At 69.0% G+C, this 20,437-nt stretch carries 17 protein-coding genes; 7 read left to right on the top strand and 10 right to left on the bottom strand.

All coding sequences use genetic code 11. The features are described from left to right. Positions 1–25: 25 nt before the first annotated feature. On the bottom strand, positions 26–550 hold the full coding sequence (locus tag OOB33_RS08905; protein ID WP_102767933.1) for a phage tail protein: 525 nt from the start codon (positions 548–550) through the stop codon (positions 26–28). A 16-nt stretch (positions 551–566) separates the two neighbouring features. Beyond that, complete coding sequence (locus tag OOB33_RS08900) at positions 567–2,852, bottom strand: phage tail sheath family protein (protein ID WP_271008412.1); 2,286 nt, start codon at positions 2,850–2,852, stop codon at positions 567–569. Positions 2,853–3,764: 912 nt separating this feature from the next. Between OOB33_RS08900 and OOB33_RS08895 the strand changes: the two genes are divergently transcribed. Further along, the gene (locus OOB33_RS08895) at positions 3,765–3,890 is read left to right on the top strand and encodes a hypothetical protein (RefSeq protein WP_271008411.1); all 126 of its coding nucleotides are present in this window, start codon (positions 3,765–3,767) and stop codon (positions 3,888–3,890) included. 22 nt (positions 3,891–3,912) lie between these two features. Here the strand turns inward: OOB33_RS08895 and OOB33_RS08890 are convergent, their stop codons facing one another. The 3 genes from OOB33_RS08890 to OOB33_RS08880 all read right to left on the bottom strand — a co-directional run bounded on the left by OOB33_RS08890 (position 3,913) and on the right by OOB33_RS08880 (position 6,861). After that, positions 3,913–5,445, bottom strand: a complete 1,533-nt coding sequence (locus tag OOB33_RS08890; RefSeq protein ID WP_271008410.1) for a methyl-accepting chemotaxis protein — start codon at positions 5,443–5,445, stop codon at positions 3,913–3,915. A gap of 98 nt (positions 5,446–5,543) precedes the next feature. Further along, a complete protein-coding gene (locus OOB33_RS08885; protein WP_271008409.1) occupies positions 5,544–6,287 on the bottom strand; it encodes a hypothetical protein in 744 nt (247 codons plus the stop codon). After that, positions 6,277–6,861 carry an RNA polymerase sigma factor gene (locus tag OOB33_RS08880; RefSeq protein ID WP_271008408.1) on the bottom strand — a complete coding sequence of 195 codons (585 nt, stop codon included), beginning with the start codon at positions 6,859–6,861 and terminating at the stop codon, positions 6,277–6,279. The genes OOB33_RS08885 and OOB33_RS08880 overlap by 11 nt, the downstream gene beginning before the upstream one ends. Before the next feature lie 134 nt (positions 6,862–6,995). Between OOB33_RS08880 and OOB33_RS08875 the strand changes: the two genes are divergently transcribed. The 4 genes from OOB33_RS08875 to OOB33_RS08860 all read left to right on the top strand — a co-directional run bounded on the left by OOB33_RS08875 (position 6,996) and on the right by OOB33_RS08860 (position 14,498). Continuing rightward, positions 6,996–9,992 (top strand): CHAT domain-containing protein, encoded by a 2,997-nt coding sequence (locus tag OOB33_RS08875; protein ID WP_271008407.1) that lies wholly within the window; start codon positions 6,996–6,998, stop codon positions 9,990–9,992. Positions 9,993–10,003: 11 nt separating this feature from the next. After that, positions 10,004–10,981: a caspase family protein gene (locus OOB33_RS08870; RefSeq protein WP_271008406.1), complete on the top strand. Its 978-nt coding sequence runs from the start codon at positions 10,004–10,006 to the stop codon at positions 10,979–10,981. A 190-nt stretch (positions 10,982–11,171) separates the two neighbouring features. After that, positions 11,172–11,732, top strand: coding sequence for a PEP-CTERM sorting domain-containing protein (locus OOB33_RS08865; RefSeq protein ID WP_271008405.1), 561 nt, complete (start codon positions 11,172–11,174; stop codon positions 11,730–11,732). Between the two features lie 102 nt (positions 11,733–11,834). Next, a complete protein-coding gene (locus OOB33_RS08860; protein ID WP_271008404.1) occupies positions 11,835–14,498 on the top strand; it encodes a diguanylate cyclase domain-containing protein in 2,664 nt (887 codons plus the stop codon). A 15-nt stretch (positions 14,499–14,513) separates the two neighbouring features. On the opposite strand, the gene OOB33_RS08855 is transcribed toward OOB33_RS08860, so the two are convergent. Genes OOB33_RS08855 through OOB33_RS08845 form a run of 3 tightly spaced genes read right to left on the bottom strand, consistent with a single transcriptional unit; the run spans position 14,514 to position 16,080 of the window. Further along, a complete protein-coding gene (locus OOB33_RS08855; protein ID WP_102767940.1) occupies positions 14,514–15,044 on the bottom strand; it encodes a 3'-5' exonuclease in 531 nt (176 codons plus the stop codon). A gap of 29 nt (positions 15,045–15,073) precedes the next feature. Then, entirely contained in the window at positions 15,074–15,688 is a 615-nt protein-coding gene (locus OOB33_RS08850; RefSeq protein ID WP_102767941.1) for a hypothetical protein, read from the bottom strand. After that, positions 15,685–16,080 (bottom strand): MerR family transcriptional regulator, encoded by a 396-nt coding sequence (locus OOB33_RS08845; protein ID WP_271008403.1) that lies wholly within the window; start codon positions 16,078–16,080, stop codon positions 15,685–15,687. The genes OOB33_RS08850 and OOB33_RS08845 overlap by 4 nt, the downstream gene beginning before the upstream one ends. A gap of 175 nt (positions 16,081–16,255) precedes the next feature. Between OOB33_RS08845 and OOB33_RS08840 the strand changes: the two genes are divergently transcribed. Continuing rightward, positions 16,256–16,693 (top strand): hypothetical protein, encoded by a 438-nt coding sequence (locus OOB33_RS08840; protein ID WP_271008402.1) that lies wholly within the window; start codon positions 16,256–16,258, stop codon positions 16,691–16,693. Here the strand turns inward: OOB33_RS08840 and OOB33_RS08835 are convergent. Continuing rightward, positions 16,687–17,010, bottom strand: a complete 324-nt coding sequence (locus tag OOB33_RS08835; RefSeq protein ID WP_271008401.1) for a hypothetical protein — start codon at positions 17,008–17,010, stop codon at positions 16,687–16,689. The genes OOB33_RS08840 and OOB33_RS08835 overlap by 7 nt on opposite strands. A gap of 139 nt (positions 17,011–17,149) precedes the next feature. On the opposite strand from OOB33_RS08835, the gene OOB33_RS08830 reads away from it, so the two are divergent. Then, a complete protein-coding gene (locus tag OOB33_RS08830) occupies positions 17,150–18,415 on the top strand; it encodes a patatin-like phospholipase family protein (protein ID WP_102767944.1) in 1,266 nt (421 codons plus the stop codon). Here the strand turns inward: OOB33_RS08830 and OOB33_RS08825 are convergent. Then, positions 18,396–20,369, bottom strand: a complete 1,974-nt coding sequence (locus OOB33_RS08825) for a hypothetical protein (RefSeq protein ID WP_271008400.1) — start codon at positions 20,367–20,369, stop codon at positions 18,396–18,398. The two genes, OOB33_RS08830 and OOB33_RS08825, sit on opposite strands and share 20 nt — an antisense overlap. Positions 20,370–20,437 lie beyond the last annotated feature (68 nt).

The following is a 20,437-nucleotide window of genomic DNA, read 5'->3' as shown; positions in this document are numbered from 1 at the left end:
CCTCGGTGCGATCAGGCGCGAAAGATCAGCTCGGCTCGGTGAAGCTGACTTCGTTGGGCTCGGCCACCTCGTAGTCGCGCTCCCAGCCCTCGTTCTCGAGCTTGAGGCGGGCAATGGCCACGGCATTGGCATTGGCGTCCAGGTCCGGCAGGGCCTGGAACTCGCTGACCCAGGCACGGAAGACCTTGTAGGCCAGCACCAGCTGACCGGTCTCGTTGTAGAGCTCGATGATCAGGTCCTTGCGGAAGTCCTTGAGCGAGACCTCGGCGCCCAGGCCGGAACCATAGTTCCAGACCTTGTTGGCCCATTTTTCGAACTCGGTGTCGTGGGTGACGCCACGCTCCAGGGTGATGGCATCGAACTCGGTACGGCCGGGTGATTTGCGGCTGCTGCTCTGGTCGCCGCCCTCGCGGTGCTTGACCACCTCGGTGCTGCGCTTGAGCGCCGAGACCTTGCTGATGCCGGCGACATAACGTCCATCCCACTTGACGCGGAACTTGAAGTTTTTGTAGGGATCGAAACGCTGGGCGTTGACGGTGAACTGGGCCATGACGCGACTCCTTGACTCAAACCTGGATCTGACCAGCCAGCTGCTGGATGCGGATGACGACAAACTCTGCCGGCTTGAGCGGCGCGAAGGCGACGAGGATGTTGACGACACCGCGGTTGATGTCGTCCTGGGTGGTGGTCTCGCGGTCGCACTTGACGAGGTAGGCTTCCTTGGCGCTCTTGCCCTGGAAGGCCCCGAGGCGGAACAGGCTGTTCATGAAGGCGCCCAGATTGAGCCGGATCTGCGCCCAGAGCGGCTCGTCATTGGGTTCGAAGACCACCCACTGGGTGCCACGATAGAGGCTTTCCTCGAGGAACAGGGCCAAGCGACGCACCGGCACGTATTTGTATTCCGAGCTCATCTGATCGGCGCCGCGCAAGGTGCGCGCGCCCCAGGACACGGCGCCGTAGACCGGCAACACCCGCAGGCAGTTGACGCCCAGAGGGTTGAGCGCGCCGCATTCGCCATCGGTCAGGGTGTAGGCGGTCTTCTGCACACCGCTGAGCGTGGCCTCGGTGCCGGCCGGCGCCTTCCAGACGCCGCGCTCGGCATCGGTGCGGGCGAACAGGCCGGCCACCGTGCCGCTGGGCGGGGTCAGGCGCAGCTTGCCATTGCGCAGCGGGTCGGCGATGTAGACCCAGGGGTAGTAGACCGCCGCATGGTCGGACTTGGGCAGGCCGGTGCCGTTGACCGCCGCCACCATCTGGGCCGGGTCCTGCGCCGAGGGCGGCGCATCGATCACGAAGAAGGCACGGCGCTCTTCGCAATAAGCGGCCGCATCGGCCAGCACGCCCGGCTCGGTCACACCGGGCAGGCTGAGCAAGGTGAACAGATCCACCTCTTCCAGCGCATAGATGCCTTGGCGCTTGGCGCGGTCGGCAATGAAGGTGGGGTAGAGATCGGCCTCGGCGTAGGGCGTCTCGGTGCCGCCGGCCAGGTAGAGATTCCCCGGCTGGGTGCTGGTGGCGCCGGCCAGCAGGTGCAGCTCGCTCGCGATGCTCTTGGCCGGGGCGGCGCTGACGGCGATGCTGCTGCCGGCACCCCGCGAACCGGTGGCCAGCACCAGGCTTGTGCCGCTGACCTTGACCGTGAAATCACGGTAGCTCGGGTGGCCCGGCTTCAAAGCACGCACGGCGGCTTGCAGGCGCGCCGCCACATCGTCGAGCTTGGCAGCCAGGTCAGCGCCTGCGGCGGCTGCGCTGCCGATATCGACCACATCGGGGCCATAGCCATCGAGGCTGATGCGCAGCGCGCTGTGCGTGGCATCCGGCAGGGTGTTGAGGTCATTGGCCGCAAACACGGCGCTGCTCAGCGTGGCCGGATCGGGCACGGGTGCCGGGCGGATGGTCGCCACCGCGTCCACCTCCAGGCCGCCCGAGGCAGCGCCCAGCTTGAGCACGCCGCTGGCATTGTTCTTCTGGCCCGCCAGCACCCGCACCTGCGAGAACTCGCCGCCTTGGCCCGAGGTCATCAAGATCTGCTGGGTGCCCGGCGGGCGGGCGCAGGTGAACAGGTCGTAGGCCTGCTGGCTGTTGGCCTGGGCGCGCACCTGGAGCTGGATGGCGGCGCACAAGCTGTCCAACCGCTGCGTGGCCGTGCCGCCGCCGATGTCGCCCGGCAAAGCGATCAAGACCTTGACCGGCGGCAGGCCGTTGACCGAGACCCTGAACTCGTTGTGGTTGGCGTCCAGCAATGTCGCAACATCGGCCAGGGGCAGGCTTCGCGAAGTGCCAGCCGTCAAGGCATCGAGCGCAGCCTTGCTGACCAGGCGACTGGCCTTGACCAGCTGCGAGCTGGCATTGACCAGATCCAGCACATAGCGCGCATCGGCGGAGTTCATCGAGACATTGGCATAGCTCTCGGCCACCCCATCCTCGGCGCGCAACAGCGAGAGGTTGAAGCTGCTGCCCGGGTTGGCGCTCTGGTGATCGACGCGGATCTCGATGCCATTGCCCGAGGCCCCCGCGTCCAGCGCCGTGAGCTTGAGCACATCGGCGGCGGCCGCGTTGCGCAGGCTGCGTTCGGCCGTGCTGGCGTCCTTGACCAGGCGGATGGCATAGGCCTCGGTGCCGCCGTTCTGGAAATACTGGCGCACGGCATAGCCCAGCTCGGAGTCGAGGGCCAGGCCGCCGAAGCGGCGCTCGTAGTCCGAGAAGCTGAACAGGCGCACCGCCTTGTTGATCGGCCCCCGGGGCGCGGAGCCGGCGAAGGCCGCGATGGCGGTGGCCACGCCGCTGATGGTGCGCACCCCGCTGGGCAGCTCCTCGATGTAGACGCCGGGATAGTTCAGTTGCGCAGGCATGATGGAAAACTCCTTCTGGCGCCGTTTCGACAAGGCGCACGACGCGACGCTCGGGACTCGATCCGCCCACCGCAGCACCGGGCCACGGCGGCACGCTGCCTGTCACGACCGGGAATGGCTGCATCAGGCCCGCGCAGCCTATGAGGGGCGTTGACCGCACAACATCATTAGATTTGATGATGCGCGGTGCACCGACCTGGCAGGCGCGTGCGGGGGTTTTCGTTGTCGATCGCCCGCAAGCCCCGCCAGCATTGGGCAAAGCAGTGCAGGGCCTCGCGCCGAAAGCGCTGCCATGAGGGGCACTGAGGTTCTAGGGGGATGGGGGGCTCAACGCGCGATCGCGGCCACAGAACCAGGCGGCAAAGGCACAAAAGCACGCCCGGCCAGCGATCGCGCCCGCACGAGTTGCCAGGCCAAACCCTGCCCGAGCGCTCAGCCCCCCCGCGGCATGCCGAGGGTCGCGGCCACGCCCCGCCCCGATATCTGCCGCGCGCACGAGCTCTCGCGTTTCGCTTCGTTTCCTGACTGAAACCGCGTCCTAAGCTGGCAACTCTCGAAGGCCAAAGCGCCAACACAACCTCATCAGGAGACTGCCATGAGCATCACCGCCATCAATGTGCGCAACTAGGTCCGCGGCACCAGGCACAACGCCGCCATGCCACCCGACATGATCTGTCCAAGCCCCACCGGGTCAGAGCTCACTGACGGACGCGCCAGACCTATTTCTGCTGATGGAGGGTCAGGTCTTGCTGCAGCTGCAGGGGCTCGACCAGCGCTGGACCCTGCAGCTCGATGCCGGCGATTGGGCGGTCATCCCACCGGCCTTGCTGCTCCATCTGGCGGCCCGCCCTCGCTCAACTTTGCCGAACGCGTGGATCTGCTGCACTGGCGCCAGGAGCCCGCACCACCGCCGTGCCCGAGCTGCGCCCCTCGCTGCAGCAAAGGCCCGATTGGACCCCGGCGCGCGCACCTCGCGCCGTGGCCTGGCCCGCTGCAGCACGGCAGGAAATCGCCGCCGAGCTGGCCGCTGCGGCCTGAACCGCGCAGCAGCGCCTGAAAATCAGCCCGGCAAGCGAAACGCGGCCACCGCCTTGACCAGTTGCTGGGCCTGCTGGCTGAGGCTGTCGGCGGCGGCCGCGCTTTGCTCGACCAGGGCTGCGTTCTGCTGCGTGGCCTGGTCCATATGGGCGACCGACTGGCCGACCTCGCGCACCCCAGCGCTCTGCTCGCCCGAGGCACGGCTGATCTCAGCCACCACCTCGGTGACCCGGCGGATGGCGCTGACGATTTCATCCATGGTCTGGCCGGCCTGGTTGACCAGCTCGGTGCCCTGCCCGACCTGGCCGACGCTGGTGTCGATCAAATCCTTGATCTCGCGCGCCGCCGCGGCGCTGCGCTGGGCCAGGCCGCGCACCTCGCCGGCCACCACGGCAAAGCCGCGCCCCTGCTCACCGGCACGCGCCGCCTCGACCGCGGCATTGAGGGCCAGGATGTTGGTCTGGAAGGCAATGCCATCGATCACGCCGATGATGTCGGCGATGCGGCGCGAGCTGTCGTTGATGCCGCCCATGGTGGAGATCACCCGGCCCATCATGTCGCCGCCGTTGAGCGCGACCTTGGAGGCCTGCTCGGCCAGCTGACGCGCCTGCTCGGCGTTGTCGGCGTTGTTGCGCACATTGGCATCGAGCTCGGACATGGTCGAGGTGGTGCGCTGCAAGGCATTGGCCTGCTGCTCGGTGCGGTCGGAAAGATCCTGGTTGCCGTGGGCGATCTCGGTGCTGGCACTGGCCACCTCGTCGGCATTGCGCTTGACCTCGCGCACGATGTCGGCAAAGCTGCCTTGCATCTCGGCCAGGGCGCGCAAGAGCTGCTGGGTTTCCTCGTTGCCGGCCGGTTCGATGCGGTTGCCCAGCTCGCCCGAGGCCAGGGCCTGGGCGACGCGCACCGCCTGATTCATGGGCCGCGTCATCTGGCGGGCCAGCCACAGCGAGGCCAGCAACATGGCCAGGGCCGAGGCCAGCCAGGCCACGGCCATCAGGTACCGGGTCATCTTGACACCCTGCTCCGCCTGCTCATTCAGGCGTTCATTGGTTTTCTCGATGGCATCGGACATCTCCGCCATCTGGTCTTCCAGCTGGGTGAACGCGACCTGCAAAGCCGGACCGGCCTTTTGCGCCGCGGCGGCATCGTTGTGGGCGGCCTGGACCATCTCGCGCGCCGCTTGCACGTAACGCGCCACCAAGGGCCGGACCGTGCGCAAGGCCTGGCGGGCCTCCTCGCTGAGCGTGGCCTGGTCCAGCAGGGCCAGGTTCTTCTCGAAGGTGGCAGCATGCTCCTTGAGCCCGGCCTCGGCTTCAGAGATGCGGGCTGCTTGCTGCTCCAAGGCGCCCAGCAGGGCGAGCTGAGCATCACCGCGGATGGCGTCATGCATCATGTCCGCCTCTTGGCTGGCCTGCAGCGCAGCGGCGGCATGGAGCGCGTCCTCGATATTGCCGCCGAGACGATTGGCCGACCACAAGCCGATGCCGCCGGTGAGGGTGGCCAACAAGGTGCCGGCCAAACCCAGAGCCAAGACCTGAAACCGCAATTTCATTCGTGTCTCCCTGCTGATGCCAAGCCCCAATATCGGGCCTGGGCGCACGCAGAGCAAGCGAGATCGTGCCAAAAACGGCACGCACGCCACAGCAGGCTTCAGCGCGGCAGCAGCTTCAGGCTCAAGCTGCGCGTGCCATCGGCAGCCGGCTGCAGCGCGGTTTCAAGCTCGGCCAGACGCTGGTCCACCCGGGCCGCATCGCAAGCCTCGGCACAGCGGATGTGCAGCCACAGGCCATCACGATCGCGCGCCCCGGAGGGCTTGCGCGAAGCGATCTCGACGCTCGCACCCAGGGCCTCCAGCTGCGCGCTCAGGTCCACGCTGAGACGGGCCATCTCGGCCACGTCCGCCACCTTCCAGACGGCCACGGCCGCCTCTGGCGTCGGGGGCGCCCCGCGCCAGGCGCCCTCGGCGCTCCCTGGGTCCTTCGGCGACAGCAGCGGCCAGAGCAGCACACCACCCAACATGAACGAGGCGGCCAGGCCCCAGGCCCAGCGGCCGCCGCTGGGCTTGCTGTGGCGAAGCGGGCTGTGATTGGCCGACTCGGGCGGCGGATTCTTCAGCGCCGTCACCGCCGCGGGCTGCAGCTGCAGGCCGGCGCGGGCGCGAACCTCAGCCCAGTCCATGGCCGCGAGCGGCGGCTGCGGCAGTCGATCCAGGCCGCGGCGCAGGCGCTGGCCTTGCTGCCAGGCCTCCTTCGACTCACTTTCGGCAGCGCCTTCCGAGGGCGCCGGCCGCGGCCGGCCGGCCAGACCGTCCAGCCAATCGCCGGCCTGACGCAAGGCCTGCGCATCGGGCGTGCTGGCGTCCGGCGGAAGTTTGGGTGGGTGCTCAGCAGTCATGGCAGTCTTGCATCAAGGGCAGAAGTTTGGCCCGGCACTGGGCCAGGTAGACCGTGGTGGCGTGCTCGCTGCGACCGAGGCGCTGGGCCAATTCGGCCCGGGTCCAGCCCTCGACATAAGCCAGGTAGAGAACCTCGGCCCGCTCGGGCTCCTGGGCCTGAAAACGTCGGAAAGCCCGCTGCACACAGTCGCTCAGATCATTGAGATGCGTGCTTTCGGAAAAGCTCAGGCCTGAGCCCAGGGTCAGGTCTTGCGCCACCGCGTCCTCGTCCGGCTCGGCCCCCAGCTGCAGGGGCTGCTGGCGGCGCAGATGGGCCCGCAAGGTGTTGCCGGCAATCTGCCAGAGCCAGGTCGAGAGCTGGGCCTCGCCGCGAAAGCCGGCCAGGCCGCGCAGGGCCGCGGCAAAACTGTCCTGCACCAGCTCATGGGCCAGGGCCTCGCTGCAGCCGCAGGTGCCCACGAAATAGCGCAGCAGGCGCGGATACCACTGCGGATACAGCGCGGCCAGATCGGCCTCACTGGCACCGGCACGCGGGGCCGGTGCTTCTGGTTCATCCTCGGTGCGATCGAACATGGGGCTGGTTAGGATTCGGCCCGGGCGAGCCGGCGCCAGACGAGGGGCCGGCCAAGAAGCACGGCAACGGGACAAGAAAAATCGGGCACATGGGAGAACACCGCAGGCCGCGCCTCCAGCGCAACAATCAAAGCGTGCGACGCGCAGGCTTGCGCTTCGCACGGGCGCTGACTGTAACCCTGAGCCTGCTCAGTTTCGGGCCCCTGCGGGCAAATCCCGAGAGCACCTGCGCGCGCGATCCCGAGGCGCTGGCGCGGCAGCCGCACCCCGGCCTGGCGGCCATGAACCGCGAGGCCTTCAACATCGAGACCCTGTCGGATCGCCACCGGCTCTACCAAGCCTGGGAAGACTGCGCCTGGCAGCTGATGCCCGACGAAGTGGCCGGCTTCTCGCTCTGGGCCTTGCATGGCTTTCGGCTCCATCAGATCCTCAGCGAGCGGCCCGACCGGCCGCTGCCGGAACTGCTGGACCTTCATCGCCCCCACGAGGCGCGGGCTGCGGCCTCTGGCGACGCTGAAACCCGCATGCAGATGCTGCGCATGCTCTGGGGCGGCCTGCTGAACCAGGGCCGGCTCAGCGAAGCGCAAAGCCTGCTGGATGGCGAGATCCAGTCCCGCGTGCAGGTCCTGCGAGCGGCCGGACCCGGTGCCCGCAGCCCCGCCGCCGAGCGGGCCCAGGAGGAGCTGGTCAGCCTCAGCGAGAGCCTCTACGGCACCGTCGGCGCGCGGCCGCAGATGGAAGCCCTGGCCGAGACCCTGGCCCGGGAACTCGGTCCCGATGCAGCGCCGACCCTGATCCTCGCCCGGCCCTTGACGGCCTACCACCGGCGGCTCGGCCGCATCGACCAGGCCTGGCATCTGATCGACACCGCCTTCCAGCGCGCCCAGGCTGAGCAAGCCGGCGACGAACGCCTGCTGCGCCTGCTGCAGAGCGAGCGCTCCATCGTGATGTACGAGCGCGGCCAGGTGATGGAGGCGATCCGCGAGCATGAGCAGGTGGTGGCCTACTGGGAGGCCGAGCAGGCCGCCGGCCGACCGGCCTGGATGCGCCTGGGCCGGGCCTACAACAATCTGGTTCGCTTCAGCCATGCCGCGGGCGACTACCCACGGGTGCTGCAGGTGGCCGAGAAAGCCGCACGCAGCCCCGGCCAGGCCTTCGGCCTGGTCTACACCGAGGCCTTGCCCACCCGGCTGTACGAACAGCTGGCCCGCCACCATCTGGGTGATGCGCAGGCGCTGGCACGGGGTCGGGACATCGTCGAGGGCGAGGGATTCGGCAGCAACTACACCCTGTTCTTTTCCGAAGCCCTGCTGCCTCTGGCCGAACGCGAGGGTGACGCCGAGCTCATGCGCTGGGCCGCAGGCGAGGTCGAGCGCATCGTGACCAAACACAGCACACCGCTGCAAAGCAACCGCGCCATCCTGCACCTGGCCCGGGCACGGCTGGAGCCACGGCTGCGCGCCTGGCACCAGTGGCGCGCCCTGGCCCTGGGGGCCATGGGCCGCAGCCCGGCCCATGAATCCCAAGCCTTGTTCGAGAACGCCCAGCGCCTCAGCGCAAGCCAGCCCCGCCTGGCCCTGGTCTTCTACAAGCTCGGTGCTCTGGCCTTGCGGCGTTTGCGCAGCGATTTGCCGCAAGACAGCGCCGACCTGCAGCGTGCCGGTCTGGCCCGCTACGAGCACCATCTGCGGGCCTGGGTCGAGCTGCTGATCGACCAAGGCCGCTTCAAGGACAGCGAGGCGGCGCTGGCCTTTCTGCAGGAGGAAGAACGCGGCGAGCTGCTGCGCGGCGGGCGCCGCAGCGCCAGCGACGGCGAGCGTCATCTGCGGCTCAATGCCGCAGAACGCCACTGGCACGGAGCCCTGGCCGACATCGGCCGCGAGCTGCGCCAGGCCTCCGACCGCATCGACAGCGAGATCGAGCAGACCGTGGGCCTGCTGGACCGCACAGCTGTGCGCTCGCAGGCCGCCCAGACAGCACTGGACGCCGCCGTGCAACAACTGCGTCAGTTGGCGGAAGACGAGGCCGAGCCGACCGAAACCGCTGAAAACGCCAGAGCCGATCCGGCCCCGAGCCACAGAGCGGCCCTGGCACCCGGCCATGCCCGCCTCAGCTACTTCTTTCTGCGCGAGGGCCGGCTGAGCCTGCGGGTGCAAGCCGCCGGCCAGCCCACCCGCCATCTGCAGCTGCCCCTGACGCGCACCGCCCTGGCACGGCAGACCCTGGCCCTGCGTCAATGCCTGGAGCGCCGCTGCGAGCAAGACCTGCCCCTCTCGCAGGCGCTCTACCTGGCTGTGATGGCGCCTGCCCTGCGCCTGCTGCCCGTTTCACCGAAGCCCCAGCACCTCGACATCGCGGCGGATGATGTGCTGCGCTACCTGCCTTTTGCCGCCCTGCATGATGGCCAGCGTTACCTGGTCGAACGCGTCAGCCTGAGCATGGACAGCGGCCTGCCGGCCGCCGCCACACCGCCGCCCGAGCTGCGCCAGGGCGCGCTGGGCCTGGGCCGCAGCCTGGCCAGCGAGGACGGCCGCCTGGCGCCCCTGCCGGCCGTGCGGCGCGAGCTGGCGGCACTGCGCCAACACACCGGTGCCCTGCTGCAGCTGGACCATGATTTCACCGCCCGTCGCCTGCAAGCCGCGCTGGAAGCCGGCCCGGCCCTGGTGCATCTGGCCAGCCATTTCGTACTCGACCCGGCCGGGCGTGAGCAGTCCTATCTGCTGCTGGGTGACGGTCAGAGCTTGAACCTGGTGGAGCTGGGTCGCCTGCCCTGGGCCGGCGTGCAGCTGGCCGTGCTCTCGGCCTGCGAGACCGCCCTGGTGCTGGACGAGGGTGCCAGCAGCCGGCGCGGGCGCGGCCGCGAATGGCTGGGCCTGGCGGCCACCTTGCGCGGGGCGGGCGTGCAGCAGCTGATGGCCACCCAGTGGCGGGTGGCCGACGACAGCACGGCCGATTGGTTGAGCGCCTTCTACGCCCAGCCTCCGTGGCAAGCCGCTTCGGCGCGCGCGCAGGCGCGTGCTAACCTGGGCCCAGCGCTGCTGGCTCGTGCCCAGCGGCATTGGTTGCAGCAGTACCGCGGCCAGACCCGCGCCCACCCGCATTTCTGGGCCGCCTTCACCTGGATTCATTGAACGAATTCGCCGTGCGCCCTGCTCCTGACGCCTGCTCTCCACGCCATTCACGCCGCCATTGCCTGCTGACTCTGGCCGCCCTGGGCTGGGCACCGGCCCAGGTCGGGGCAGCCCCCACCGCCCGCCTGCCCGGCATGGACCGGGCCTTGCTCATCGGCGTGTCGCGTTACCCGGCCTTGCCGGCACGGCTCTGGTTGCATGGCCCGGACAATGATGTGGCCCTGATGCAAGAGCTGCTGCGCAGCCAGGGCTTGGAGGCCGGCCGCATCCAGGCCCTCAGTGGCGCACCGAGCCGAACCGACATCCTGCAAGCCATGGAAGACCTGGCCCAGCAGGCTCGGGCGGGCGAGCGCCTGCTGTTCTATTTCTCCGGCCACGGCAGCCAACAGCCACAAGCCAGCGAGGCCCGCTGGCCTGAAGCCGACGGCCTGGACGAAGTGCTGCTGCCCGCCGACGTGCAGTCCTGGAGCGGCGAAGGCGCCAGCGGCCAGATTCCCAACGCCCTGCTCGACGACGAGATCGGCACATGGATCGACCGCCTGGTCGACCGCGGCGCCCAGGTCTGGGCCGTCTTCGACACCTGCCATGCCGCCGGCATGGCGCGCAGCGAGCCAGGCGAACCCAGCCCCGGCCCACGCGTGCGCGCCCTGCACCCGGCCGAGCTCGGCCTGACCCTGAGCCATGCACGCAGCAGCGCGGCAGACGCGAAGGCGACACGCGCCCCCGGCCGCTTCGGCAGCCCGCGCAGCGACGGCCGCACCCTGCTCTTCGCCGGCCGCAGCCACGAGCGGGTGCGCGAGGAATGGATGCCCAAGGGCGGCAGCCTGGCCAACACCCGCTTGCACGGCGTCTTCACCTGGCACCTGGCCCAGCTGCTGCGCCAGCAAGGCTGGCTGGACGGCGAACGCCTGATCGAGCAGGTGCGCCAGCGCTTTCTGGCCGAGCAGCGACTCAGCCCCGTGCCCATGCTGCAGGTTCAGCGGCGCTGAACGAAAGCATGGCGCGCGCGGCGCTTTCGCTGCAGGCCCATGACGCCCGCCAGGCTTTGGTATTTGTCCACTTCTTCAGTGACATCCAGGGGTTTACCCGCCCATCATCCACGGGGGTGGCGCGTTACTTCTGGATACAGGATCGAGAGAATCCCGGCGTTCATACCACCTCATGACCGGGAGTCTGCTCTTGAAGAAATTTCTGATCCGCCTGGCTGCCAGTGCCGCGCTGGCCGCTGCCGCCCTGCATGCCCAAGCCGGCGTCGTCTCCGGCACCCTGAACGGCTGGCAGGAGTCGAGCTACAGCACTCAAATCGGTGATGGCACGAACTTCCTCAAGATCGAATGGTCTTGGGCCACCAATCACTTCGGCTACTTCTACTCGGTGAGTTCGGGTGGTAGCTTCCAGGTGGCTGTGGCCACCGGCGTGACCGACATCAACCAGATCACCGACGCCAGCAACTTCAATTACGGCGCCTACGCGACCCCAGCCTTGGGCGACGGCGATGTCCACAATGGCGTCGGCAGCTTCGTGGTCTGGAAGAGCAGCGACCAGCGCTACGGCGTGCTGCGCGTGGACCTCATCCACGACCGAAAGCTCAACGGCACTTGGTGGTACCAGGGCGACGGCACGGGCAACTTCAACACCCAGGGCAACCAGGTGCCCGAGCCAGGCAGCTTGGCGCTGGGCCTGCTGGCACTGGGCTTGCTGCCCCTGGGTACGCGCCGCGCGCGCACCGCCGCACGCTGAAACGAAAGGAGGTCGGCTCGGCGCTTTTCGGCCGATCTCCCGCGGCCTGCTTGCCGCACAATGTTTGCATCCGGCCCCCATCGTGGCCGGCCACGAAGCCGGATGCCCGAAGAATCCACGCCGCCGCCCCCTTCTGAGCTGCCAAGCTCACGCCTGGCCGGGCTGCTGACGCTCGGCCCTTTCGCGGCCATCGGCCTGGTGCTGGTGATGCTCTGGGGCTTCGTGGTCTGGTTCACCCTGTTCTACCCGGCTCAGCTGCTGCAGGACCAGCGCAGCGAGATGGCCAGCGCCACCGAGGCCGCAGCCGCCCAGACCGAGGCGGCGTTCCGCGACGCCGAGCGCAGCCTGCGCACCATCGATTTGTGGCTGCTGACCCGCGGTCAGCGCGAGCCTCTGGCCGATGTCTCCCTGGCCCAGCTGGCCGACACCTTGCGTGAGACCTCGCGTGGCATGGTCGATGTGCTGCTGCTGGATGCCCAGGGCCTGGCCTTCCGCATCCCGGCCATCAGCGGCCAGCCGGCGGCCGATTTGTCACAGCAGCGGGCCTACCTCGCCCTGCTGGCCGACCATGCAGAGGCCAAGCCTGTGCTCGGTCTGCCTTTGCAGCTGCGCGCGAATGGGCCCATGCAGATTCCCATGCTGATGCGCCTGAGCGCCAGTGACTCTGGCCTGCCCATGGCCGTGGCCTTGATTGATTTGACCCGCCTGCAGCGCCTGCATGGCTTCTTCGCCCGTGGTCCGGCCGCCGCGGTGACCCTGTTGCGCGCGGACGGCGTGGCGCTGTCGCGCGTGCCCGAGCTGCCCGGCTTCATCGGCCGGGATGTGTTCGCCGATCGGCCTGAGCGCCGCGCTGACTTCAGCGGCCGTGAGGGCTTTTTTGCCACCAGCGGCGCGGCCAGCGACGGCCAGCCGCGCCACGGCGCCTACCGCAGCCTCGATGTGTTTGGCCTGCAGCTGCTGGTCTCGCAGGGCGACAACGCCGCGCTGGCGCGGCACCGGATCGAACGCCTGGTGGTGATCGGTTTCAGCGTCGTGGTCAGCGGCCTGGCCTTGCTGATGACGGCGGTCTTGGCGCGCACGCAAAGGCGCGTGCGCCTGGAAGAGGCGATCCAGCGCGCCGCCAGCGATGCCTCCCCCCTGGGCCTGTTCCGCTGCGATCAGAGCGGCCGCATGGTCTACGCCAACCCGACCTATCTGCAATTGCAAGGCCTGCGCGAAGATCAGCTGGCCTGGGGCTGGCTGGAGCTGCAAGCGCCGGAGCGGCGCGAGCGCGTGCGCAGCAACTGGCTGGAGATGATCCGGCGCGGCGAGGGCCTCAAGGCCTTCAGCCGCATCCAGCGCCCCGATGGACAGCGCCGCCTGCTGGCCGTGCGCACCGCGCCGCTGCGCCTGGATGGCAAGCTGCAGGGTCAGGTCGGCACGGTCGAGGACATCACCGAGCTGGCCGAGCAGCAGCGCGCCGCCCGCACCCTGAACGCCATCTTCGCATTGACCCCCGATTACGTCTGCCAGCTGGATCAGAACCACCGCCTGATCTACATGAACCCGGCCGCCCGCCAGCGCCTGGGCGTGCCCATGGACAGCGATCTCAGCGACACGGCCTACACCGACTTCTTCGCCCCCGGCGGCGCTGAACGCTTCCGTGAGGAGATCCTGCCCGCCGTGCTGGCCCAGGGCCAGTGGCAGGGCCAGGGCACAGTGCTCGACGGGCAGCGCCAGCCCGTGCCCTGCATGGCCACCGTCTTGCTTCACCGCAAGGCCAGCGGCGCGGTGGAGACGCTCTCGGTCATCCTTCGCGACATCTCGGCCGATGTGCGCGCCCAGCGTGAGCGCCAGCGCACCGAGGCCATGATGCGGGCCATTGCCCAGACCTCGCAGGCCATGATCTCGGTGCTCGATCTGGAAGCCCGTTTCCTCTTCTTCAACCAGGCCTTCGAGCGGCGCTACAACGTCCGCCGCGAGGCCTGGCTGGGCCGCCATGTGGCCGAACTGCTGGGCGACGAGGAATACCAGGCGCGCCGCCCGGCCATCGATCGTGCATTGCAAGGCCTGGCCACCCAGCTGGAGCGCGTCTATGACCGCAGCACGGCCCAGGCCGCCGATGCCCGCTCGCAGGCCACGAGCGAGGACATGGCCCTGGTGCTGCAGCTGCGCTACGCACCGCTGCGCAGCGAGAGCGAGGCCATCGAAGGCGTGATCTGCATCGCCCACGATGTGACCGAGGCGCGGCGCGAGGAGCAGCGCCTGCGTGACGCCTCGCAAACCTGCCCCCTGACCCAGCTGCTCAACCGGCGCGGTTTCAACAAGAAGGCGCAAGACCTGTTCGATGCCGTCAGCACCCGGCGCAGCAGCGGCTATGCCGCCCTGCTCTACCTGGATCTGGACCGCTTCAAGCCGGTCAATGACCAGCATGGCCACCCGGTCGGCGATGCCCTGCTCAAAGCCGTTGCCGGGCGCCTGCGCCATGTGCTGCGGCCGCAAGACCTGGTGGCCCGCCTGGGCGGGGACGAGTTCGCCGTGCTGCTGCCAGGCCTGCAAGATCCAAGCGCCGCGCGCATCGTGGCCGAGAAAATCATCCAGGCCATCGGCACCCCCTTCCGCATCGAGCAGCTGGAACTGCACATCGGCATCAGCGTGGGCTTTTGCATCAGCCCCAACCACCGCCTGCTGCTCGAGCCCATGGTGGCCGAGGCCGATGCCAAGCTCTACGAAGCCAAACGCGCCGGCCGCAACTGCGCGCGCGGCAATCTCGACCAGCTGGGCTGAGGCGGCGTGTCGGCCTCAGCCGCGCGCCGGCGCCCGCAGGCGCAGCAAGGCCGTCTGCAGCACGCGGGCATCGGCGCTGGCGCGGTGGCGGTCGAGCTGGAGCTCTTCGCGCACCTGTTCGCGCAGCTGATGCCAGCAGGCCGCCTCGGCCTCGCTGAGCAGGCAGCGCAAATCCTGCAGATGGAAGGCCGGCATCATGTCCGCGCTGTCGAACAGCCGCGCCAACCAGGAGTAGTCATGGGCCCAGGCGTCGCAGTAGACCGTCTGGCCCGCCAGGCGCTCGTTGATCTGGGCAGCCACCCAAGCGGGCGGCTTGCCGTGGCGGCGCAGGATCTCGCGGCTGATGCCGTGCACCAGTTCGGCACTCGGGTCCCAGTGCAACCAGTCGGGCTCGGGCTGGATCAGGGAGCAAAAGACCGTGCCGCTGGGCTCGACAAAGCCCACCTCGATGGGGTAGCTTCCGCGGCCAAAGCCCGAGGCCTCCACATCCAGGATGGCGGGGGCTCGCAGGGCCAGGGGGCTGGGGCTGTGCAGAACCGCGGTCATGCCGCAGTGTAGGCCGCGGCGGCCGGAATTCAGACAGGGTTGTCGAGCACCTGCTCGCGCTCGAACAGCTCGATGGCGACGCGACCGACCTGCTGGGTGTCGTAGAAGGCGTAGGCGCTGACCGCCGCCGCGCCCAGCACGGGCACCCAGCGCGAGACGGTCTTCTGCAGCAGCTTCTCGCCCAGCTTGGCGCCCAACTGGCCGGCCACGCGCTGCAGCAGCGCGGTGGTGGCCGGCCGCACAAGCCAGCGCCCGCCCACCCGCACGGCCAGGTCACGCACCGCCTGGGCGGCCGTGTGGCGGAACAGGCAGTACAGCATCTGCGCCTGGCCCAGCTCGGCCGTGCGACCGTAGAGCGCGGCAATATCGGCCACCAGCTGGGACTGGATGCGCCAGACTGCCAGCATCTCAGGCAACACCGTCAACCAGCCCAGCGGCCCGGGCGGCAGGGCCAGAGAGCCGGCCGCCAGCGCCGCCTTGGCCGCGGCCTCACCGGTGGCCTGGCGCGCGGCATCGGCCGGGCGCATGCTGGGCAGGGCTTGCGACTCCGGCCGCTGCGCCACCAGGCTGAGCACCGCCTGGGCGATGCGATCGGGCAAGCCCTCGCCTGCGGGCGGGATCATCAAGGGGCCGCCGCCGCTCATGCCAGCACCTCGCCGCGCACGCTGCCCACGCCTCGCAAAGGGCAGGCCGGCTGCGGCGCCTGCAGCTGGGCCAGCAACTCGGCGCGCAGACCTTGCAGGCCGGCGATGCGGGCGTCGATCTCTTGCAGCTTGCGCGCCAGCACAGCCCGCAGCTCATCCGCCGTGGCGGCCGGCTGCGCATCCGTCACCCGGGGCAAGTCGGCCTCGATCTCGGCCAGGCTGAAGCCCAGGCCCTGGGCCATGCGCACATAACCCAGCCAGCGCACGGCCTCGGGCGGGTAGTCACGATAGCCGTTGTCGCTGCGGCGGGCGCGAAGCAAGCCGCGCTTTTCGTAGAAGCGCAAGGTGTCCCGGCTCAAGCCGGTGCGGGCGGAGAGTTCACCGATCTGCATGGCGGATGGAGGGTGGGTTCACAAGGTCGGAGAAAAAAGGCGAAGGCCAGGGCTTGACCCTGGAGCGTACTCCAGGCCCGAGGCTGCGGCCCTGGCTGTGGAGATGGGCCTGTCGCGCCCGGCTTCAAGCCCAACCCTTGGCGCTTTCAAGCCCGTTCAACGTCCTGGAGATTCCATGTTCCCGTCCTCTGTCCTCAGCATCACATGGCCTCGATTCCACCCACGCCGCTACCTGCACCTGGTGCGCGCCAGCGGGCTCTACGATCTGCTGCTCACCGTCGGCTTTGCCACGCCCTGGACCCTGGCCTGGCTGTTACCCCAGCTCTCAGCCCTGAATCAGGCCCTGGGCGGTCAGGCCTTTCCCGCTTTCGAGCCCCTGCACGCCTTGTTCTGCCAGCTGATGGGCAGCCTGGTCACCGTCTGGTCCCTGCTGCGACTGTGGCGCCCGCAGATTCATCTGGGCCGATTCGATGCCGCGGCGCGCGCACTGTTCTCGCTCTGGATGGCCCTGGCCTGGTGGCAGACCCAGGCCCCCTTGCTGCTGGTCTTTCTGCTGCCCGAGATGCTCTGGGGCCTGAGCCAGGCCTGGCCGATTCGCAGCGCTGATCAATAGGACCCACCCCAACTCTCACGGATCAAGCCCCAAGGTCGCCGCCCCGCGCGGCGGCGTCTTGCTTTTGCGCAAGCCAACACGGAGCCGATGCACTTGATCTCATTTCCGGCGTCACGGATCGACGAATTGCTAAATTCGTGCAATTGGTCACTTGGTATTTTTATCATTTGCAGTGAAATCACAACCAGCCCATCGGCATCAGGTTTCGCGTAGATCGCGCTTGCAGGCAAGGGTGGCTGTGCTGACAGCGGCGCCCGGCACGCTCCATCGTTCTGTTCCAGCCGCCGCCCCACGCACGCTTCAAGGAGTATCTTCATGAGCCGGCTCACCTCCGCATGCGACACGGTCAGGACGAGAGAAGCCATGTCCAGCGGAGCGACATTGCCGCCCCCTGCTCCCCGGCTGAGCGGCTTGACCCTCAATCGGGCGTGAGTCCCCTAGCCCCGAGCCCGCGCCATGAACCAGCCTGCCACCACCGCCCTGGTCCTCAGCGGCGGCGGCGCGCGGGCGGCCTATCAGGTGGGCGTGCTGCAGGCCATCACGGCCATGCGCCGCCAGCATCAGCACAGCCGCGGTGATCCAGCAAACCCCTTTGGCGTCATCGTCGGCACCTCGGCCGGCGCCATCAACGGCGCGGCCCTGGCCTGCCATGCCGACCACTACGACGCCGGGGTCGACCAGCTGGCCGAGGTCTGGTCGCAATTCAGCGCCGAGCAGGTCTACCGCAGCGACGCGCTGGGCGTGGCGCGCAGCGGCGCGCGCTGGCTGAGCATGATGTCGCTGGGCTGGGCGCTGGCGCGCTTTCGCCCGCGCTCGCTGCTGGACAACACGCCGCTGGGCGGCCTGCTCAGCCGCCTGGTGCCCATGAGCCGCCTGCCCAGCATGCTGGCGCGCGGCCATCTGCAAGCGCTGGCGGTGACCGCTTCCAGCTACAGCAGCGGCGAGCATGTCAGCTTCTACCAGGCCGCGCGGCCGATCGCCCCCTGGTTGCGCTCCAGCCGCCTGGCCGTGCCGACCATGCTGACGCAAGAGCATCTGCTGGCCTCCTCGGCGATTCCCTTCATCTTTCCGGCCACGCGCCTGCACCACGACGGCCTCGGCGCCTGGTATGGCGACGGCTCGATGCGTCAGACGGCGCCGCTCTCGCCGGCCATCCATCTCGGCGCACGCCGCCTGCTCATCATCGGCGCCGGTCGCATGCACGAGCCGGCCCTGCAGCGCGAGAGCAGCTCAGCCTACCCCAGCCTGGCCCAGGTGGCCGGCCATGCACTCTCGGGCATTTTTCTCGACGCGCTGGCGGTGGACATCGAGCGCATGGAGCGCATCAACCGCACCCTGGCCCTGCTGCCGCCCGAGGCCCTGGCCGAGACACCGCTGCGGCCGCTCGACGCCCTGGTGATCGCGCCCTCGCAGCGCCTGGACGACATCGCCGCTCGCCATCTAGAGAGCCTGCCGCGCGCTGTGCGGACCCTCTTGCGCGGCACCGGGGTGGGCAAGACTGCGCCCGGCGGACCAAGACCACAGGGGGCTGCCCTGGCCAGCTACCTGTTGTTCGAAGCACCTTACACGCGCGAACTGATGGCACTCGGGCAAGCAGACACCTGGGCACAGGGTCACAAGGTGGCGCGCTTCTTCGGCTGGCAGACCTTGGAGAAGGCAGCGCCGCAACCAAGAGAAGGGGCTCGGCCGGTCGACAGTGAGCTCAAGCCATGGCCCGCTTGAAGGCCAGGGCGGCGTCGGTGCTCAGGTGGCGCAGGATGCCCTGCTCGCGCGTGCCCCAGGCCTGGCCTTCGGGCAGCTCCAGCACCAGCACGGCCGGGTTGGCATCGTCACCGACCATGGGCGCGAAGATGCGGGTGGGGCCGCGCTCCAGAGTCTCATGGCGCTCGGTCCAGTCGCGGCTGCAGGCGGCGCAAGGGCTGTCAGGGTCGCTGACGGCGATCTTCAGCGGCAGGCCTTCATGCTCGCCCTTGGACGATTCGCCCATCACCAGGGTCTGGCCGCTGGCATCGCGGCGGTAGACAGCCAGCACCTCGGCGCTCAGCACCGAGCGCAGCTCGCGGCAAAGCACGGTGAAGATCAGGCCCGGGCTGCGCTGGCGCCAGATCTCACGGCCCAGCACCACCAGCTGCTGCAACTGCTCGTGGGCGGCCTGCAGCTTGGCCAGGCGCTCTTCCTTGGCCTGGGCCTGCTGGCGGGCATGCTGGCGCTCGTTGCGCGCCACCTCGACCTGCTGGCGGGCATGGCGTGAGGCCGTGGCCCAGGCGGCCTGGCGCGCGGCCATGGCACGGCGCTCCATGGCATAGGCCTCCTCGGGCCGGCCGGCCTGGCTCAGGGCCTCCGCGGCAGCGTCCAGAAGCTCAGGTTTGGGTTGGTAGGCTTCCAGCGCCTGCGCCTGCTCGAGGGCCAGCTGCAACCAGCTCAGCACCGTGTCGGGTGTGGCCCCGCTGCGCCGCTCGATCTCGGCCACCAGGGCACGCAGCTCCACCAGATCACTGCGCTGTTGCTGGGCGGTGGCAGCCTTGATGGCCTCCAGGGCCACAGACTTGGCCTCGTCGAGCCGCCCCAGGTGCATCAAAGCCCGGGCCCGGCCGAGGACGACACCGGTGCGCATATCGCTGGAATGCGAATGCCGCTCGCGCTGACCCAACAGCTCGAAATGCTTGAGCGCTTCCTCGTAGTGGCCATGGTCCAGCTCGGCCTGGCCGAGGTAATCCAGCGCCATCATGGCAGTGCGGCTGTGCGGATGCTGGGCCAGGGTCTGCAGGCATTCGCGCAGCAGCTCGCGTGCCGACTCGGTCTGGCCGACGCGGCGCAAGGCCTCGCCGGTCTGGGCCAGGCACAGGCCGATGGCACCGGGCCAACGCACGCGCCGCGCCACGGCCAGGCCTTTCTTGAGCCAGGCCAGGGCGGTTTCGAAATCGGAAATGCTGGTGTAGCTGTAGCCCAGATTGGAGGCCGCGCCGATGGCGCGCCGCACCTGGCCCGATTCCAGGCTGGCCTCGTAGGACTGCTCCAGAAAAGCAGCCGCCTCGACATACTCGGAGCCCAGGCCATGTTCGAGGGCGCGGTAGTCCGACAACGCCGCGCGGCACATGGCCGACAGGCCCTCGCCGCTGGAGGGCAGCTGCTCGGACCAGGTGGCCCGGGCCAGCTCGAAATCGAGGAAGAGATCGGCGCGCGCCAGGCAGGCCCGGTAGTAGAGCTGGCGCTCGGCGTCCTGGGCCTGGTCAGCCCAGTCCAGCGCGCTCTGCTGGGCGTCGCGTTGCAGGTCGACATCGCCTCGGTCGGCATGGATGCTGGCTTGCAGCCCATGCAGATCGGCCTGCACACAGGGGTTGGGGTGGGCTTGCAGCTCAGCGCGGGCACGCTCCACGCAGGCCTGGGCGTCGTCCAGACGCATCATCAGCATGGCCACCTCGCCCTGCACCAGATGCAGGCGGGCGCGCATGGTGCTCAGGGCCGCCGGGTCCATGAAGGCGGTCTGCTCCTGGGACTCCTCCAGCTCCTGAAGCAAGGCCACGGCCAGGGCCTGGGCGCGCGGGCTGTTGAGCTGGCGCAGGCCCCAGGCAACCGCCAGGCGGGCGTTCCAGTCGGAGCTGTCATGCAGCTGCTGGGCTGCGGCCTGCACCTCGCATTCCAGAGGAAACAAGAGCAGCTCATGTGCGAATGCCATCCAGGCCTCCCGGGCAAGGGATTCAGATGGCCAAGAGCCTAGCCGTTGACCTGCCCCAACCATCCGCG

The sequence above is a fragment of the Paucibacter sp. B51 genome, from assembly GCF_027863535.1.
In the GTDB taxonomy this organism is placed as follows: Bacteria; Pseudomonadota; Gammaproteobacteria; order Burkholderiales; family Burkholderiaceae_C; genus Paucibacter_A; species Paucibacter_A aquatilis.
Note: the sequence above shows the minus strand (reverse complement) of the source record. Positions and strands in the feature narration are given on the sequence as shown.

Excerpts from the sequence above, each read along its gene's own strand:
- OOB33_RS08860 (WP_271008404.1), top strand. The coding sequence starts at position 11,835 with ATGCCCGAAGAATCCACGCCGCCGCCCCCTTCTGAGCTGCCAAGCTCA.
- OOB33_RS08825 (WP_271008400.1), bottom strand. The coding sequence starts at position 20,369 with ATGGCATTCGCACATGAGCTGCTCTTGTTTCCTCTGGAATGCGAGGTG.
- OOB33_RS08885 (WP_271008409.1), bottom strand. The coding sequence starts at position 6,287 with ATGACTGCTGAGCACCCACCCAAACTTCCGCCGGACGCCAGCACGCCC.
- OOB33_RS08900 (WP_271008412.1), bottom strand. The coding sequence starts at position 2,852 with ATGCCTGCGCAACTGAACTATCCCGGCGTCTACATCGAGGAGCTGCCC.
- OOB33_RS08905 (WP_102767933.1), bottom strand. The coding sequence starts at position 550 with ATGGCCCAGTTCACCGTCAACGCCCAGCGTTTCGATCCCTACAAAAAC.
- OOB33_RS08850 (WP_102767941.1), bottom strand. The coding sequence starts at position 15,688 with ATGAGCGGCGGCGGCCCCTTGATGATCCCGCCCGCAGGCGAGGGCTTG.
- OOB33_RS08880 (WP_271008408.1), bottom strand. The coding sequence starts at position 6,861 with ATGTTCGATCGCACCGAGGATGAACCAGAAGCACCGGCCCCGCGTGCC.
- OOB33_RS08830 (WP_102767944.1), top strand. The coding sequence starts at position 17,150 with ATGAACCAGCCTGCCACCACCGCCCTGGTCCTCAGCGGCGGCGGCGCG.
- OOB33_RS08840 (WP_271008402.1), top strand. The coding sequence starts at position 16,256 with ATGTTCCCGTCCTCTGTCCTCAGCATCACATGGCCTCGATTCCACCCA.
- OOB33_RS08845 (WP_271008403.1), bottom strand. The coding sequence starts at position 16,080 with ATGCAGATCGGTGAACTCTCCGCCCGCACCGGCTTGAGCCGGGACACC.
- OOB33_RS08835 (WP_271008401.1), bottom strand. The coding sequence starts at position 17,010 with ATGAAGATACTCCTTGAAGCGTGCGTGGGGCGGCGGCTGGAACAGAAC.
- OOB33_RS08855 (WP_102767940.1), bottom strand. The coding sequence starts at position 15,044 with ATGACCGCGGTTCTGCACAGCCCCAGCCCCCTGGCCCTGCGAGCCCCC.
- OOB33_RS08890 (WP_271008410.1), bottom strand. The coding sequence starts at position 5,445 with ATGAAATTGCGGTTTCAGGTCTTGGCTCTGGGTTTGGCCGGCACCTTG.